14 protein-coding genes are annotated in these 15,405 nt (G+C 46.3%); 9 read left to right on the plus strand and 5 right to left on the minus strand.

All coding sequences use genetic code 11. The features are described 5' to 3' along the window. Window positions 1-147: 147 nt before the first annotated feature. The 3 genes from ACR2PX_RS14045 to ACR2PX_RS14055 all read right to left on the minus strand — a co-directional run bounded on the left by ACR2PX_RS14045 (window position 148) and on the right by ACR2PX_RS14055 (window position 5,333). Window positions 148-2,835 carry a M14 family zinc carboxypeptidase gene (locus tag ACR2PX_RS14045; protein WP_433999980.1) on the minus strand — a complete coding sequence of 896 codons (2,688 nt, stop codon included), beginning with the start codon at window positions 2,833-2,835 and terminating at the stop codon, window positions 148-150. 325 nt (window positions 2,836-3,160) lie between these two features. After that, window positions 3,161-4,345: an ATP-grasp domain-containing protein gene (locus ACR2PX_RS14050; RefSeq protein WP_433999981.1), complete on the minus strand. Its 1,185-nt coding sequence runs from the start codon at window positions 4,343-4,345 to the stop codon at window positions 3,161-3,163. Beyond that, the gene (locus tag ACR2PX_RS14055; RefSeq protein WP_433999982.1) at window positions 4,335-5,333 is read right to left on the minus strand and encodes an ATP-grasp domain-containing protein; all 999 of its coding nucleotides are present in this window, start codon (window positions 5,331-5,333) and stop codon (window positions 4,335-4,337) included. The genes ACR2PX_RS14050 and ACR2PX_RS14055 overlap by 11 nt, the downstream gene beginning before the upstream one ends. Before the next feature lie 492 nt (window positions 5,334-5,825). Here ACR2PX_RS14055 and ACR2PX_RS14060 point away from each other — a divergent pair, with 492 nt between their 5' ends. Beyond that, on the plus strand, window positions 5,826-6,914 hold the full coding sequence (locus ACR2PX_RS14060) for a M20 family metallopeptidase (RefSeq protein ID WP_433999983.1): 1,089 nt from the start codon (window positions 5,826-5,828) through the stop codon (window positions 6,912-6,914). A gap of 6 nt (window positions 6,915-6,920) precedes the next feature. Here ACR2PX_RS14060 and ACR2PX_RS14065 read toward each other — a convergent pair whose 3' ends face one another. Beyond that, window positions 6,921-7,541 carry a hypothetical protein gene (locus ACR2PX_RS14065; RefSeq protein ID WP_433999984.1) on the minus strand — a complete coding sequence of 207 codons (621 nt, stop codon included), beginning with the start codon at window positions 7,539-7,541 and terminating at the stop codon, window positions 6,921-6,923. A gap of 280 nt (window positions 7,542-7,821) precedes the next feature. Here ACR2PX_RS14065 and rpsP point away from each other — a divergent pair, with 280 nt between their 5' ends. The 4 genes from rpsP to rplS all read left to right on the plus strand — a co-directional run bounded on the left by rpsP (window position 7,822) and on the right by rplS (window position 9,988). After that, a complete protein-coding gene (gene rpsP, locus ACR2PX_RS14070) occupies window positions 7,822-8,067 on the plus strand; it encodes a 30S ribosomal protein S16 (RefSeq protein WP_433999985.1) in 246 nt (81 codons plus the stop codon). A 102-nt stretch (window positions 8,068-8,169) separates the two neighbouring features. Then, window positions 8,170-8,724: a ribosome maturation factor RimM gene (gene rimM, locus ACR2PX_RS14075; protein ID WP_433999986.1), complete on the plus strand. Its 555-nt coding sequence runs from the start codon at window positions 8,170-8,172 to the stop codon at window positions 8,722-8,724. 92 nt (window positions 8,725-8,816) lie between these two features. Beyond that, on the plus strand, window positions 8,817-9,617 hold the full coding sequence (gene trmD / locus ACR2PX_RS14080) for a tRNA (guanosine(37)-N1)-methyltransferase TrmD (RefSeq protein WP_433999993.1): 801 nt from the start codon (window positions 8,817-8,819) through the stop codon (window positions 9,615-9,617). 17 nt (window positions 9,618-9,634) lie between these two features. Further along, the gene (gene rplS, locus ACR2PX_RS14085; protein ID WP_433999987.1) at window positions 9,635-9,988 is read left to right on the plus strand and encodes a 50S ribosomal protein L19; all 354 of its coding nucleotides are present in this window, start codon (window positions 9,635-9,637) and stop codon (window positions 9,986-9,988) included. 200 nt (window positions 9,989-10,188) lie between these two features. Here the strand turns inward: rplS and ACR2PX_RS14090 are convergent, their stop codons facing one another. Continuing rightward, a complete protein-coding gene (locus ACR2PX_RS14090) occupies window positions 10,189-11,661 on the minus strand; it encodes an autotransporter domain-containing protein (RefSeq protein WP_433999988.1) in 1,473 nt (490 codons plus the stop codon). A 573-nt stretch (window positions 11,662-12,234) separates the two neighbouring features. Here ACR2PX_RS14090 and ACR2PX_RS14095 point away from each other — a divergent pair. The 4 genes from ACR2PX_RS14095 (at window position 12,235) to ACR2PX_RS14110 (ending at window position 15,344) form a co-directional block, all read left to right on the plus strand. Then, window positions 12,235-13,110, plus strand: coding sequence for a hypothetical protein (locus ACR2PX_RS14095; protein ID WP_433999989.1), 876 nt, complete (start codon window positions 12,235-12,237; stop codon window positions 13,108-13,110). Between the two features lie 93 nt (window positions 13,111-13,203). Further along, window positions 13,204-14,091: a site-specific tyrosine recombinase XerD gene (gene xerD / locus ACR2PX_RS14100; protein WP_433999990.1), complete on the plus strand. Its 888-nt coding sequence runs from the start codon at window positions 13,204-13,206 to the stop codon at window positions 14,089-14,091. Between the two features lie 505 nt (window positions 14,092-14,596). Beyond that, on the plus strand, window positions 14,597-14,932 hold the full coding sequence (locus tag ACR2PX_RS14105; RefSeq protein WP_433999991.1) for a c-type cytochrome: 336 nt from the start codon (window positions 14,597-14,599) through the stop codon (window positions 14,930-14,932). A gap of 67 nt (window positions 14,933-14,999) precedes the next feature. Further along, window positions 15,000-15,344, plus strand: coding sequence for a hypothetical protein (locus ACR2PX_RS14110; protein WP_433999992.1), 345 nt, complete (start codon window positions 15,000-15,002; stop codon window positions 15,342-15,344). Window positions 15,345-15,405 lie beyond the last annotated feature (61 nt).

Consider the following 15,405-nt stretch of genomic DNA (forward strand, 5'->3'; position numbering starts at 1 on the left):
AGGGCTGCGCTTGCCGATACGTCGTTAAAAAATGACTCAAAATGCTCATTTACTGAATGTAAACTCCGCTTTTTCGTCATTTTTTGCCTTGTCTCGCCTGCGCTCGCTACCTTTTGCGACAACCTCCAAGACGAGGAGGGTTTTAGACTAATCGATAGGCTCTACATTCAATTCTGATCTTTCCAGACCACCCAGACGAAACTCTTCCTCTTCCTGAGTTTCATAATGGTCCTCTTCCACCACTGGAATCACTTCATCAACACTGAACATGACCGTTGTCGGGGCTGAGAAGTTAGGCACATTGTCATAGCTAAAGACGGTGTAGTACTTCGGAATATTGGGGTTACCAAAATCGTCGTAAGTGTATTCGTCCTGTCCTCCATAGAGTTTAACTCCGTCCAGAGGAGAACGGGGCGGCTGGAAACGATTCCGGACCACATAGCAACCGACAAAATCTTCATCATCCGGATTTTTCCAACTCAATTTCACCCGACCTTTTTCCATCACAGCAGTGAGTTCAGAAGGTGGCGTAACCGGAATTTTCCGACGTTCTATGTATTCAATAACCAGCTCTGTCTGCCAGGCATCCCCATCACCATGCCAGTCGATAATGGCATTCTTTTCCTGAGAGGGCGTGGTTGGACGAACTATCAGATAGACCGGTTGCTCCTTGCCGTGTAATTCTTCCAGAATCGTCCGGCAATAACTGTCAAACATGAAATGATGACTGGGATTGTCTCTCAACTGAGCATTACTGACTTCATAGCCCAGGTACTCAATCTGCTGTCTATTCTGGACGTTTTCATAATCCAGCTCTTCCAGCTCGGCCAATTCAATGGTGAAGCGGATATCCTTGCGGGTTTTCAGCTGGTTTTTGGCTCGCAGTTTAATATAGGCAGATGTGATGACTGTTTTTTCAGGATCAGGCAGCCCTTCAAGGTTAAAGGCCAAATGTCCGTATACCTTGTCACCCTCCTCATCAAAACCGGATTTCAACGTACCCGCAACAACCGCCTGCTTATCAATGGTATGAAGACTGGAAGGCTCCAGGTGCAATTGCTGACTGGAGCGGGTATAGGTCAGCTCCATACTGGGACGATAATGAATACCCCCACCAAAGCGCCCATAGCCAATATCAAACTGCATCATTTGAGAGTCATTGCCCAAAGGCAACTCATCAGGCCCTTCAATACGAAGTATTAAGCGACCCTGTTCTATCTGTTGTTGAAGCAGACGCTTTTCGACCGCAGAGAAGTCCCAATCCATCCATATTCCCTGGGTCAGACTGTCGGACTCAATGGCATCACCCAAGGTTTGTATGACCGATGCTTTGGCGATCTGATCGTAACTGGTGAGATCACTGATTTCAGAACTGTCCAGAATGGAGACAGACCACTCACCGTACTTTTCAATCTTGGCATTCACCCGGTTCATGGGATAGAGAGAGAATGTCGCTTTCTTGATCAGAGCGTCCGCCGGCATATTCTCCAGATTAAAAGCGATCACACCGTAGCAGCACCCTTTATGTTTATTAACACCCACAAAAAGAGAGTTATGACCAAAGTGATCGGTATTGCGCGTGAGCGTCTTTTCTCCCACATACCCCACCTCTTTTCTGGCAGGAAACAGGGTATATAAAAATTCGTCATTCGCCATACGGGTTCTGACTTTCAGCATGGGAGTAAAAGGCGATTTGATGCCAGAAACCCGGTCGACAGCCCGAATGGTGTAGTAATAGCGCTGACCACTCTTCAGCTGCACATCGGTATAGGTTCTTGTGCCAGTGACTGCAATACAGTTTTGCTCGATGCAGGGTTGCTTGGGAGATTCATTGCGATAAATTTCGAAGTAAATATCGGACTGACTGTCATGCTCCCAACTCAACACCACATCCTGGGCAGAAATCTGCTCTGCCTTCAGTGAAGTGACTCGTTCAGGGGCGTGGTGCGAGTAATTGATGGCCGATTCAAGGGCATACAACAGAGCCGGAATGTTCTCATCCACACTCTGAGACATATTCATGAGGTAGTCAGGAATATTCCGTGTGCCCACTTCAACAACGGCAGACAGTATTCCCTTACTGTAATAATATTCACGACCACTGCCGTGAATCAGATTAAAGGGCGGCTTACCACGATGGATACCATACTGCCGCCCGGTCACCTTGCGAATTTCTCCAGCCATATTGGCACAGAGCATATTCAGATCCGTTCCCTCAATCTCTTCTTCATGATTAAACTTGTGGGCCGGGAAAAAGACATTACCCTGTGAGTGATAATCAAGAGCTACGGTAATGTTGGGGCGATTATCAACAAAATCCTTGATAGCCCGGGTCTCTGGCTCAGAAAATGCTTCTGGACCACCGTAAACCACAGAGCTGGTATCGGTATTTTTGCGGAATCGAACCCCAAAGTTCCGGTTCAGGTCCACACCAAAAGTACCGTCGCCGTTATTGCGACGATTCTTTCGCCAGAAGGAAAAATGGCGACGGGAGTATTCAAAACCATCCGGATTCAGACAAGGCACCATATACAGTGTATTGCGAGTGAGCGCCCTGAGCAGTTTTGGGTTGGTCTTATAGTTTTCAATAATGTAGCGAATGAATTTATTCGCCAGCTCTATACCAATCCACTCACGCGCATGAATTGTGCCGGTGTATAGAAGAGCCGGTTTTTCATCCGCATAAGCCACATCCTGAGAGACAGTCACCAACATGATAGGTCTGCCTTCCCAGGTCTCTCCGATACTCTGGAGACGGATCAGGTCAGGGTGCTCGCCCATGGCCTGTTTAAGAAAATCGATGGTTTCCTGGTACGAAATATATTGTTGTTTCATAGGCTAGAGACTTGTAATTATGATGAAGCATGCCTGGGAGCCTGAGCGAGTATAAAGCTCGGCCTAAAATCCTTGTGTTGACTTGGCAAACACTGACAATAGCTTGTTAAGCTTATGAATCGGTTGCCAGAACACTTTTGTTCATTGTCGTATAACTTTACCCTGTTAGGATGACTTTCCCAACCACAGAATGAAAGAAGCACGACAGAAAAGTGGCCCTGTTGCCCAGGACACTGGCGTTGAAACTCAAGAGGAGGGAATCTAAACAGAGGGGGTGAAAGCCACTGCCCTCACCCCATACACGCTACCTTAAAATCATGGCTTCTCAGTGCAAAGACAAAGTATCTTCAATACCGGTGTCCAGTGCCTGCAACCTGTCGATTGAGCCAACCTCTTCAGAGGACACTGCCCTGCCGTCTTGACGGTAATTGTCCTGACGATTCCAGACTTCACTGGGCCACTCTTCTTCGTATCGATCATGGGTATCAATAATGGGATAACCCTCTTTGTCCATACGAGTGAAAGTTTCCGCCGTATCAGTCATAGGCTGCGCTTCTGCTGAGCGACCAAAATGGATGTATCGCATAGTTCTGAGTACTGAGGAAGACATCTTGCCCAGCTCTTCCCAGTTATAGAGAGGCAGATGTGGGCAGCGCATTCTACCGGCTGACAATTTCCACATCAGGTACTGACCAATCCAGTCCCGGATATAAGGGAAAGCAGCAAACGCCGTTGCACACTCCAGAATACTGTATTGATCATCATGGCTCACAGCAATATCACAGGCCCAGTATTCAGCATTGGCCGCTTTGGATGCTCTGACTGCTACTTCCAGGGCTTCTTTAGGCACATCCATATAGTCCATGCTGCCTCCCTGTGACGTATTGGTCAGCCATTCGCCTTCAGGAGGACGACGCCAGAATGCACACACTGGCTTGTGACCAATCAGCATCACCCGGATATCCGCCTTCATGGGGACGAAATCTTGAATATACAGAGGGTAATATTTCTTCTCTGCCATCAGTTCCAGCGCTTCGATCTTACTGTCCACTTTGTGGACGTAAAAGCCCCCATAATTGGAAGGACCATAGGAACGCTTGATGATCTTGGGATAGTCTGAATTTCTTAGAAACGCCCTGCCCTCGTCCTGATCATAAAAGATTCGGGTCTTGGGAATCGGAAGATGGTATTTCTCACAGAAGTGCGTCACATTTTCCTTGGATTTGTTGGCAAACTGGGCATCCATGGAAGGTACAAACTGCACCTCTGGCAGCTCCCGGGCAATCTCCCGAAAGGTTTCATAAGCGGTGGCCGGAATATTGCCGATCAGCACTTCAATATTCTTGCGCTTCACTTCTTGAATGAAGCGCTCTTTGTCATTGCCCCAGTGGTAAACGACCGTTTCTATCTTGTCAGGCCAGCCACGAAAATTGGACTTATCAAAAAAGCGCAGTACATGATCCAGATAGAGCAGCCCAATCTTCGGCAGTCTGTTGTTCTTATGCGGCATGAACAGCTTCCTCAACCCTTTTATCAACGCCCTCTTCAACTATCTTTTCAGAAAGAGGATTCATTTCAACATCAACCAGTTTGTTCACGGTGACTTTTCTTTCTATCATTTCAACAATTTTATCAATCTTGCGATCATTGAAATCCAGACCAAACTCTTCTTGATCCGGTGTAGCAAATGCTGGAATACCGTTCACTTCCAACACAACGTATTCTTCACGTTCCTGATCATAAATCAGGTCAACCCCGGCGATTTCCAGGCCGGTCACTTTTGCCGCCTTGATAGCCAGCTGAACCACTTCATCATTAGGTTCACGCGCAATGACGCTGCCACCACTGGTGATGTTGGTTTTCCAGTCATCCTGAGGTGCCTTGCGACCATAGCAACCCACATAATCACCATCTACGACATCAATCCTAAAATCAGTGTGATCGTTCTGAACAAAACGCTCTACAAAGAAGTGCTGAATATCAATTTTGTTGATAAAGGGTTGCAGCATGTCCAGAGCACTTTCATTGTCCAGACGAACAATACCGGTTCCGCCCCAGCCATCAGTAGGCTTATAAACAGCTCTGCCGCCCCAGTCGACCATACTGGCACGTAATGCATCCAGATTGTTGTGACGACACAGACAGTAGTCAGGCGTGTTTATCCCATGTCTGCGCAGCAAGTGGGTGGTTTTAAACTTATCTTCTGTTAAGGCAAAAGAACGGTAGTTATTAATAATAGGAATGCACCGGTCCAGCATCTCGTAAAGATACATTTGATACTGGGTTTGCTGACCTGCGTTGTAAGTGAAGAACAGGTCCAGATCTTCCATATTAACGCCATTGCACACAATTGAGCCTTTATGGGCCAGTGCTTTGGCCAGGTTGAGTCCGGAGATGACACCTATGTCTCTTTCTCTCAGACGCTCAATCAACTTTCGCTGGATAACATCTCCGCCACCATTCTGGTACAGCCAGAGTCCAACGGTGTACTTAGACATGATCAATTCCTGTAGAACTTGTCGGTGATAAATAAAAAATTGGAATTTGAGCAATAACGTTTGTTTGTCACATCTTAATTAGAAGCAACAAGGAAGTGTTATAGTTTCAGAATCAAGGAGATGGCATAAACACACTGAAACACCTGACAGTAGTTATCAGATGTTTACAGGTCTTCCCACAGAAGCCACAAGAGTGAAACAGCAACCTCTGTGCAACCCCTTAGATCCTGCTGCAAATATACCTAGCACCATCCTTTTTGTTAACTGACTTTTTAAGACATGCGCCTATTTTTTGATGCAGGTCAATTTTTCGACAGACTGTTACATTTTCCCCTCTTTTCAGAACAATTTCTTGTGTTAGTTTCAACCCTCTTAGCGGGTACTTGTTATAAAAAAATTAACACTTTGTTAATTAAGACGAATCCATAATCGTTAATTAACATACCCAAATCGATTTATTGAATGCCTTATTAACACGACGAAGAAACTGCTGTGGACTTTAAAGAACTTGCTTCTGTTATTGTGATCAATTCTCACACCAGGAATAAACCCGGTGTGGATCAAGTAGGTCAGATTTTCTCAGAATGGATGGAAGCATTGGGTTTTCAAACCCAACGCCATGAGCGGAAAGAAATTGGTGACCACCTTCACTTCAGATCAAAACAGACGGAAGGTCGTAAGCTACTGCTTCTTGGTCATCTGGATACTGTTTTCCCCATCAATACGTTCACCGACTTTCATGAAGATCAGGACTGGATATACGGCCCTGGGGCCTGCGATATGAAAGGAGGCAACCATGTAGCTCTGACAGCCCTTCGCCAGATCCATCGACAGCAGGGACAAATCAGCAACATTGATATGTTATTGGTCAGTGACGAAGAAACAGGCAGCGATGACAGCAAGTACCTTACAGCGGAGCTGGCACAAGACTACGACGCCTGTCTGGTTTTTGAAGCTGCCGGTGAAAACAATGAAGTCGTCATAGCCCGCAAAGGCGTCGCCACCCTGTTCATTGAACTGGAAGGTAAGGCAGCCCATGCCGGCAATAAATACACGGAAGGCTGCAACGCCAATCTTGCTGCTGCGAAGATGGTGATTGCGCTGACTGAACTGACCGATCTTGAAGCGGGAACCACCGTCAACGCTGGCAAAATGTCAGGCGGTATTGGTGCCAATACCATTTCCCCCAAGGCCAGCCTGACCATCGAATTCCGCTTTACCTGTGCATCCGAACGGGATCGAATCATGCAAGCCATTAAGGCGATAGCTCAGGAGTGTTGGGTCGAAGGGGTTACTGCTTCACTGAGTGGCGGTATACAAAGGGATGTTATGGAAAGCACTGAGTCACAGAAGGCTTTGCTGAACGAGATTGAAGGATTGCTCGGATACGCTCTGCCCACTGAAAAGCGGGGAGGTGTCAGCGATGCCAATACCGCCTCTGCAACAGGCACTCCTACCCTGGACGGCTTTGGTCCGTTTGGTGATGGCGACCATACCCGCCACGAAAGAGCCAGCAAGGCCAGTTTTGAACAGAGAATCCAGGAAGTCTCTCTGATTCTCCGACAGTTTAATACGATTTAAACCGCCTCAACCTTCCAGATCCCGAATATCCAACCTGGGGATATTCAAACACTCATGACGGCCTGGTCGCCCCCTATAAAGGTTGTTTCTCAAAGAATGGATACTTAGCAACCCCAGGGATAATGATTTTTCCTCACTGGCAAAGACTTCTGTCAGCGCCTTCCAGTCCGATCGTTGCCTCAATCTGTTTTGCAAAGAACGGTCCTCATCGATTAAGACTCGGGCCAGATTGGCTTTGGCATGACGTTTATCCCGCTCAGGTGCATAAGGATTGAGCACCACAGCGGAGAGATATTCTCTGGCATTCACCGGATATTCACTCCCTCCAGGCGTCACCAGCTCTTGCGTAGCGACCTCCTGCTTTCCTTCAGCGAAAAGAATTTCACAAAACAACCCACCCCATTGCCAGATGACATTGAGCAGGGTTTCGATCAGATAGGCGAAGTCTACCCCTTTTATCTCCCGCTCAGCCAGAGCCAGCTCCGGGTAACTTTTTCTTAGCCCGGAGGTATAGTTCAGCCCTTGAGAAGCATAAACCCCACCTTGTGGGTCTGTAGAAGCAGATGATGGACCTGACGTATAGACAGGTATTTGCGAAAAGTCCTGATGGCCATAAACCCTAGCCATGGGCAACCTCCGAAACGAACAAATTCTGACTGTTAGAACTTTTGTACTACATATAATTCATAACAAGGTTGTCAGCAGAACTAACAATCACGGCCCTCCTCGGCCTTTGTTGAGACTTTCCGCAACAAGATAAGTGTCAAGCTTATTGTCAGCGGGACGGTTATTCCTTAGAATATGCGCCCTTCATGGCTCACTGAATGTGCTCCATGAGTCTGGAAGTGGCTTATGCCGCTTCTGGAGACAAGCGTTGCCGGACATCACGATTACAGGAAATTATTCCATGGTAACAATTCGTTTAGCTCGCGGCGGTTCCAAAAAGCGTCCGTTCTACCATCTGACAGTTGCTGACAGCCGTAAGGCTCAAGGCGGCCGTTTCATCGAGCGCGTAGGTTTCTTTAACCCAAGCGCCCGTGGTCAGGAAGAGCGTCTGCGTGTGAACCAGGAACGCGTTGAATTCTGGGTAAGCCAGGGTGCAACCGTATCCGACCGTGTTAGCAAGCTGCTGAAAGACTCTAAAGCAGCCTGAGGTTGCGATTGAACAGACTTGAGCTTGTTTATAAAACAGCCTTGAGCGGTTTAAAAAAGCCTTGAGCGGTTTAAAAAAGCCACCTCAAAAGGAACAGAACCAGTGAAAACAGCATCAGCAACCACTCAACCTAAACAGGTTGTGCTCGGAAGTATTACTGGTGTGTACGGAGTGAAAGGTTGGGTCAAAGTGTTTTCACACACCCACCCCATGACTAACATTCTGAACTATAAACACTGGATTTTGCGCCAAGATGGTCGCCAGCAGACCATTGAAGTCAATCAGGGCCGCCGTCAAGGCAAAGGTCTGGTTGCACATATCGCCGGATGCGATGACCGGGATATCGCCCGCCAGTACTCTGGTGCCGAAATTCTGATCGCAGAAAGCGAACTGCCCTCTTTGGCTGATGACGAGATTTACTGGCATCAGCTTGAAGGTCTGGAAGTAATTACCGCTGACGAAGCGGGCAAGGATCTTCTGCTGGGCAAAGCCAGTCATCTGATGGAGACAGGTGCCAACGACGTATTGGTCATCAAAGCCTGCAAAGGCAGCCTTGACCGACGCGAACGGCTGGTTCCCTGGTTACTGGATCAGGTGATACTGGAAGTGAATCCGGAAGCAGGATTCATTCGGATTGACTGGGATCCGGAATTTTAAGCGTTATGAGTGAAACTGACATGGACAGCTCCGAGCTGACAAACAGCCCCGAGCCGATTTACAACCATGAACAATCACCCGTAACTGCAGATATGTGGTTTGGTGTCGTCACCCTTTTTCCGGAAATGTTCCGGGCCATTACTGATCACGGCATTTCTGGTCGTGCTGTAAAAGAAGGGATTGTCTCAGTGAAAACCTGGAACCCCAGGGATTTCACCCACGACAAACACCGAACTGTGGATGACCGACCTTATGGCGGTGGTCCCGGCATGTTGATGAAAATTCAACCTCTGCGTGACGCCATCCATGCAGCCAAAAAAGCTGCTGGAACCGATGCCACGGTAGTATACCTGTCTCCCCAGGGACGCCTGCTTGATCAGGAAGGGGTTCAGGAGCTGGCCGCTAAAAAGCGACTTATTCTGGTATCGGGGCGGTATGAAGGTATTGATGAGCGGGTAATCAACGAAGAAATCGATGAGGAATGGTCGATCGGTGATTACGTGTTGAGTGGTGGCGAACTCGCCTCCATGACTCTGATTGATGCAGTATCACGCTTTGTACCGGGCACCCTGGGTCACAAGGATTCCGCATTAGAGGATTCCTTTGCTGATGGCCTTCTGGATTGTCCGCACTATACTCGTCCTGAGGTTTTCGAGGGGCAGAAAGTGCCGGAAGTCCTACTGTCTGGGGATCATGCAAAAATTCGTGCATGGCGCCTCAAACAGGCACTGGGCAGAACCTGGCTGAGAAGACCAGAACTGTTGCAAGACAGAACACTGACCAGTGAAGAAGAAAAGTTGTTGTCTGAATTTATTCAGGAACAGAATTCTTCAGAAAAGCCTCTTCAGAAAAGCTATGGCAAGGCAGACTCAACAGGCGGAACACTTGACTAACGGGAGCAAAATTTAAGATGAGCAAGAACAGAATCATTGAAGCGCTCGAACAAGAGCAAATGACCAAGGAAATTCCAAGCTTCGGCCCTGGTGATACCCTGGTTGTACAAGTTAAGGTTAAAGAAGGCAACCGTGAGCGTCTGCAGGCGTTCGAAGGTGTCTGCATTGCCAAGCGTAATCGTGGCCTGAACTCCGCTTTCACCGTTCGCAAGATCTCTAGCGGTGTTGGCGTTGAGCGTGCTTTCCAGACATACAGCCCCCTGATTGCTTCTATCAATGTGAAGCGTCGCGGTGACGTACGTCAAGCTAAGCTGTACTACCTGCGCGCTCTGAGCGGTAAAGCAGCTCGTATCAAGGAAAAGCTCAACTAAGGGTCGCTTTCGCCTCCGGCGAAAACACCTTTTAGGGTTCCAAAGCCTTGGGCATGATGCCCAGGGCAATAAAAGTTCTGACAATCCGGCAACCTTGTCAGTCCATAAAAAAAAGCGACGAAAGTCGCTTTTTTTATGTTTCAAAAACAGAAATCAGTCCACCGCTTTGCTAAAGGACTGAACTTCTGCTGTGCTCAGGGCTAGAACGCATAGCTCATATGCAAACCAACAGCATTAATCTTGGCATTCTTATTCCAGTGGTAGTCATAGGTCAAACCCAGACCAAAGCCACTATCCATTGCCCATTCAGCACCGACACCCGCACGGTAACGTTCCTTATCTTTCTTATCCGCCTTGGTCATATTGATAGGACTCAAAGCTAATGTTGGACCATAGACACCAGAAATGGTGGTTTTGTTCTCATCATCATTAAAATCGTGATAGCCCGCCAGTAAACCTGTTAACAGAATATTACTGGCAGACCCGGTATCAATTTGTGTGCTCAGCTTAATACCACCACCCAGCTCGGAGATATTATAATTGGACGTTTTAACAGAATAAGTATTCAGATTTGCAACTTTATCTTCAGTAAAGTCATCCAGCTCATTTTTCAGGTAGTTGTATTCAACGAAGGGTACAAAGTCCACTTCACCGGCATAGAGATTAATATCGGCATGCAAAGTGACTCCCCAGAGTTTTGAATCGTATTTACCTTTTATTTTGTTACCGGCGACCTTACGATCCTGCTTGTTTTCTGTTTTACCAAAATGCAATGCAGCCATCAGATCGAACATATCAACAGCCCACTTTCCGTAAAGAGAGCCCAGAACATAATCCTGTTTAAGTTTTAGATCGTTACGAGACTTACTGGTTTCACCATTATAAAAGGAAAAAGCAAAACCAAAGGTAAACTCGTCCATCCTGCCGCCACTGAGATCATAGCCCACAGTAATACCGCCAGACTCCAGATCATATTTGCCAGCAGAATCATTCTCGTCTTTGCCGGTGTAATAGTTCACAACGCCCCAGAAATTATTGTCTGAAAAACGGCCTCCTGAGTTAAAACCGGAACTCCCTCCTGAACCCAGTCGATCAATAATACTGGAATTCACAAGCACCGTATTTTGATGAACTATTTGATTGGACTCCAGTCCCGATGAAACCAGAGGGAATGAAGGAACCGTTGCTATCGCAGGAGATACCGCCGCTTTAGGTAATGCGCCAGGACTCTTCTCTTCAGGGACTGAAGCGGGAGCTGCTGCAGGTTTTTCCGTCTCTTCTTTACCAGAATCTTCAACGTCTTCTTTAACAGGATTCGAGTTATCACTATTCTCTAAAGCAACTCGATTTCTTTCTTTGGCTTCCACTTCCTGCCTCTGTTCTTTCGGTGTTTTTCCGTTATCCCTGCTTCTCGCCTCTTCTTCTCTTTTCAGCCTTTCCTGTTCTCTTTTCAGCCTTTCCTGCTCAGCCAGATCATTCACGTACGAAGAAGCTTGCGGCACATTGAAGTCAAAGCTTTCTCCATATTGATTTCGCGTAGTGAAAGATGCTCCATTCTGGCCACCCGTACCACCTTGAGCCTCCGCCAGTAAAGAGAAGGGAGCAATCCCTACCAAGACCGCAGGCAGCAATAATCTTCGGCCTGACACCAGATGAATTTTTTGCATTTTCATAAAACTCGATTCAACAATAGAATGGAATAACCCATATAGAATAGAAATAATCAACGAAAGAATTCTAGACCATTATTTGGATAAGAAAACCACAAGAATAAGTTCCCGACCTTTATAATGATTAACGTAAATTTTTAATCGGTTAATTTCACTCTCACATATAATGCTATGGTCGAATAAAATGCTTTTTAATTAAAAGCATCATCCATATTCATTAAACAAAACCGTTCTTGAACGCATAAAAAAGCCCCCAGATATTACCAGACAATATTTCCATACAAACAAACGCTGAACTAATTTACTCCCGAGTGTTTCGTGACACTTTTTTAATTATTAAAAAGACAAATGCTGAATGAATATTTATTTTATATGATCAGCTCAGAAAATGCCTATGGATATCACAGCACTGTCACTAGATGCCAGGGGGCTTATTGCGGGTATTTAAAACCTGAATCTGATTTCTATAAAACACTCATTACGGCCAACTTGTCTGCATAATTTATATTAAGTAAGAGCTGAATACCTGAACGGGTAGTCATTGATCATTAATTTCTAAAAATGAGTAACATGATTATGTCTTGGAAGAGAAAACCGCTTTATGCAGTAGTCCCTTTATTGTGTGTAACAGCTATAGCCAGCTCAGTGAAGGCTGAAACCCCGGCAGAGGGATTTAATAAAATCCCCACTTATTCAGCTGTTGATGCCCCCAAACATGTAGCAAAATCCTTCAAGGATTACACAAAAGTCCATTCCGTCAGTCAGATCCGTAATGGCATTACCACAGGACAGCAAGTTTGCATTTACTCTCAAATGAAAACAATGGCACGCTTGAGCGCCCCTGGAGAGAGTCCTGATAACGTATCCCCTGAAATTTCTGTAAGACTCCTTGATGACGAAACACACAAGAGTATTTACCCACAAATACCAAGGGATGATACAGATGACCTGTTCTATGGACAGTTCGTGGTGATGGACTATACCACCTACTTAAACTCCAGAGGTGCACTAGAAGCCAAATCAGCTGCAGAAAATGACCCATCCCTGCTCTTTAAAAACCCGAGTGAATTTTACTCAAGGCAAGGCATGTTTATGGTCTGCGGTATCGTCGCTTCCTGGCTGGATCTGACGGATCAGAACGTCAAAAAGATAACCAACCAGACACTCCCCAAAGGGGTCAGCCAAGGCCCCTCTTTACCCAAACTGTCTGTTGAACATTTCGTCGAACTTAATTCTTCAGAGTTGGCTCAAGCTTATGTGAACTCACAAAATGCTTATGTTGATGACTCTGCTGATGGCTGGACTACACCTGTACGCTATGATCGAGGTAATTTCTACAGCCTTCAGGACAGAGAACGAGCCTATAAGTTTGGTGCTGAATTCAACGAAACCCGACTTGAAGAGCTGGGTATCTATAACAAGATCCCAGAAGAACCTGTCGCTTCCCCCTGAACGCTGACTGCCATGGACGGCAGACTCCAGCTTTCTTTACGATCAATCATTTTGCCGCAATAATAGGAGCTCAAATCTTAGATACAGACAATAATGCCCAACACGTCCATCGAACTGTTTCTCAATCATCTCTGGCTTGAAAAGGGACTCAGCGAGAATACTCGTTCAGCTTACAAAACAGATATTAATCAATTCTCTTCATGGCTCAAGCAAAGCCATCTCACCCCTGAAAAATCATCCACTTCAGATCTGACTGACTACCTTGCCTGGCGCCATACGCAAAATTTCCGACCCACTTCAACAGCACGAGCACTATCCAGCCTGCGCGGCTATTTCCGCTACCTGTTAAGGGAAGGAGAAGTCAGTCAGGACATTACCCACAATGTTGAGATGCCCAAACAAGGACGATCATTACCCAAATCCCTGACTGAAGCCGATGTTGAACATCTTCTTGCCGCTCCGGATCTTGGCACTGAACTGGGTGTGAGAGATCGCTGTATGCTCGAGCTTCTTTATGCCTGCGGACTCAGAGTATCGGAGCTGGTTAATCTTAGTCTGGATCAAATCAACCTCAGGCAGGGTATTGTTCGCATTCAGGGTAAAGGGGATAAGGAAAGACTGGTGCCTATGGGTGAAGAAGCCCTGAACTGGCTTCAGCAATACCTGAAAGAAAGCAGGCCCTTTCTCATCAGCAATCCTGAGAGCCTGGTGCTTTTTCCCGGAAGAAACGACAATCCGATGACACGCCAGACTTTCTGGCACCGGATCAAGCAGCATGCAATAACGGCGAACATTCAAAGCCCGGTCTCACCTCATGTCCTTCGACACGCCTTTGCCACTCATCTGCTGAACCATGGCGCCGACCTGAGAGTTGTTCAACTCCTATTGGGTCACAGTGACCTGTCGACCACACAAATTTATACGCACATCGCCCAGCAGCGGTTGAGCAAACTTCATGAATCTCACCACCCACGAGGCTGATGCAAATTTCAGCCTCTTTGTTGCTCAAAAGAGCCAGCCAGGCTCAAAAAATGAATCAAGAGCAAAAACTGTACGGAGAACTATTCTCATTTTTTACTAAAAACAGAACATCAAAATCAAACTCAATTCTTTCAACTCTAAAACAACATTAAAAAATCGATTCAACATTATTTAATCTATGTTTTAAGTACGAAAAATTTATTTTTTAATGATTATAAGAAATCAGCTACAGGCTATTTGAATAACAAAACACCGCATTAAGTTTTATTTAACAGAAACTCATAAAAATCGATTAATTCGGTCACTACGTATATTTTCATTTGTAAACTCCATGCAAACTTTTTAAACCAAAAGGGGGAAAGCTGTCACCCAGCTTTATCAGACCAAAACACACAGAAGATATTAATCGTTTAAAAAACACCCGCCTTTAATAGCAATCACAAGACTTAAGTCTTTTAATTAAAAAGCCCGGGTTAATATCTGAAAAATTGTAAAGGCTTGCGCTTTGAACTTACCGGATTCCATCAGACGCTATCTGACCCCATGGGCAGCCATAGCACTGTTGCTTTTGTCTTCAGCCGTTGTAACAACGGCTCAGGCATCCGACAAATATGAAAAGTTAGCCAATATGTGTCGTGCCTGTCATGGTCAGGAGGGAAGTAACGATTTCAATACGATCCCTGATCTTAAGTGGCAAAATCGCGATTACCTCATATCTCAATTACATGCTTTCAAAAGCGGGAAGCGACAGGACATTACCATGACCAAAGTCGCCCAGCTGTTAAGTGAAGAAGATATGCTGCGTCTGGCTGACTATTTCTACGCAGGCAAACAGCCTTAAGCTGGCATGCTGCCACTGTAACCTATAAATACGACTGCATGCCATAAGGTAAACAGGGCTCCTCAGAATGAACAGAAGAAAGTTTCTGCAGCATGCACTGACCGCATCCGCTGCTTCTATCCTGCCTGTGAGATGGGTATTTGCTGAAAACCGGCCGTCAGGGCTGGAGCCAATGGATATCTCCACCCTGAAATGGACCAAAGCAGAAGACCTGCCGGACCACTTCACCGTACTGAATACCAGCCCGCTGAATGCTCATCCGGCAGAACACATGCTGGACCCGGCGATTACACCTGCCAATGTACCCTTTGTACGTTGGAATGGCTTAATGCCAGAATTCGATAAAATTGAGGCTCTTTTGAAAAATGAGTGGGTAACCATGTATATTTACCCACTTCACTCACCCCATTGAACTCACCTGAAGGCTCACATGGAAGACCTGTTTCAGACCGCTCTTGGCATTACCGCTCCTT

The sequence above is a fragment of the Endozoicomonas sp. genome (assembly GCF_051008435.1).
Classification (GTDB): Bacteria; Pseudomonadota; Gammaproteobacteria; order Pseudomonadales; family Endozoicomonadaceae; genus Endozoicomonas_A.

What these genes read in the sequence shown, in the direction of transcription:
- ACR2PX_RS14090 (WP_433999988.1), bottom strand. Translation starts at nt 11,661, where the DNA reads ATGAAAATGCAAAAAATTCATCTGGTGTCAGGCCGAAGATTATTGCTG.
- ACR2PX_RS14065 (WP_433999984.1), bottom strand. Translation starts at nt 7,541, where the DNA reads ATGGCTAGGGTTTATGGCCATCAGGACTTTTCGCAAATACCTGTCTAT.
- rpsP (WP_433999985.1), top strand. Translation starts at nt 7,822, where the DNA reads ATGGTAACAATTCGTTTAGCTCGCGGCGGTTCCAAAAAGCGTCCGTTC.
- ACR2PX_RS14050 (WP_433999981.1), bottom strand. Translation starts at nt 4,345, where the DNA reads ATGCCGCATAAGAACAACAGACTGCCGAAGATTGGGCTGCTCTATCTG.
- xerD (WP_433999990.1), top strand. Translation starts at nt 13,204, where the DNA reads ATGCCCAACACGTCCATCGAACTGTTTCTCAATCATCTCTGGCTTGAA.
- trmD (WP_433999993.1), top strand. Translation starts at nt 8,817, where the DNA reads ATGTGGTTTGGTGTCGTCACCCTTTTTCCGGAAATGTTCCGGGCCATT.
- rplS (WP_433999987.1), top strand. Translation starts at nt 9,635, where the DNA reads ATGAGCAAGAACAGAATCATTGAAGCGCTCGAACAAGAGCAAATGACC.
- ACR2PX_RS14110 (WP_433999992.1), top strand. Translation starts at nt 15,000, where the DNA reads ATGAACAGAAGAAAGTTTCTGCAGCATGCACTGACCGCATCCGCTGCT.
- ACR2PX_RS14095 (WP_433999989.1), top strand. Translation starts at nt 12,235, where the DNA reads ATGTCTTGGAAGAGAAAACCGCTTTATGCAGTAGTCCCTTTATTGTGT.
- ACR2PX_RS14045 (WP_433999980.1), bottom strand. Translation starts at nt 2,835, where the DNA reads ATGAAACAACAATATATTTCGTACCAGGAAACCATCGATTTTCTTAAA.
- ACR2PX_RS14055 (WP_433999982.1), bottom strand. Translation starts at nt 5,333, where the DNA reads ATGTCTAAGTACACCGTTGGACTCTGGCTGTACCAGAATGGTGGCGGA.